Source organism: Liberiplasma polymorphum (assembly GCF_043951795.1).
Taxonomy (GTDB): domain Bacteria; phylum Bacillota_I; class Bacilli_A; order Izemoplasmatales; family Izemoplasmataceae; genus Liberiplasma; species Liberiplasma polymorphum.
The window spans coordinates 1-1,023 of sequence record NZ_JBIOAG010000080.1 but is presented as its reverse complement, the minus strand read 5'-3'; the positions used below and the strand labels follow the sequence as shown (position 1 = coordinate 1,023).

Here is a 1,023-nt window from a genome sequence, read left to right as displayed (position 1 = left end):
TGTAAATGGCGGTGTTAAAATGTAGAAAAAAGGCGGAATGAAAATGCCTAAAATTCTACATTTTTTTGTATACTTAAATCAACGACAAAATGATGGAGGTATACAAAAGATGCGAATCGATATTTATGAGAAAGTGAGTACTTATAGAATGGATAAAATCAAACCGAACTACAGTGAACTATCAAGACGGTTTAACTGTGATGCACGAACAGTGAAACGGTACTATGAAGGTGCAGTTACAGAGAGAAGGAAAAACGTAAAACCAAGTAAACTTGATCTTTTTAAATCGTTAATTAATGAAAAGATTGAACTAGGTGTAAATGGCACTGCCATTTACAAGTATATTATTAAACAAGGTTACGAGGGAAAATACACCATACTCAGAGAATACATCAAATCAATCAAAGATGAACGAACCAAAAAAGCTACCATACGTGTTGAAACAAACCCAGGATTGTCCGCACAAGTTGACTGGAAAGAAGATTTCACGCTGCACACCAAGCAAGGTGAGAAAGTAACGTTCCAACTCTTCTTAATGGTTTTGGGATATTCAAGGTTCAAGTTTATCGAACCAACCCTAACCAAAGACCAAAAAGTATTATTTAGTGCGATGGCGCATGGGTTTGAAGCGTTTGGTGGTGTCCCTAAAGAGATATGGTTTGATAACATGAGAACGGTCGTAGACCGGGCGAAGACACAGTTTTCACAAGTTGTGTTTAACCAAACATTTTATCACTTCAGTAAAGATATGGCATTTCACCCGATTGCCTGTAGGGCATATCGCCCCCAAACCAAAGGTAAGGTTGAAGCACTCGCAAAACTAACAGAAAGACTAAGAGTCTATGATTATGAAATTGATGGATACGAGGATATTTACTCCATCGTTAAAGCCTTTCAAGATGAAATCAATGAAGAAATAAGTCAAGCTACAGACTTCGCACCAAATGATCTACTATTAAACGAAAAAGAGTATCTAACCCCATTACCCGCAACAAGTATTCTATACGCTTATCAAGAAGAACT

1 protein-coding gene is annotated in these 1,023 nt (G+C 37.0%); it reads left to right on the top strand.

Annotated features, from left to right (window positions below):
* Positions 1-109: 109 nt before the first annotated feature.
* Positions 110-1,023 (top strand): IS21 family transposase (gene istA / locus ACHAJD_RS09835; RefSeq protein WP_435585694.1); only part of this gene is annotated, 914 nt, incomplete at its 3' end.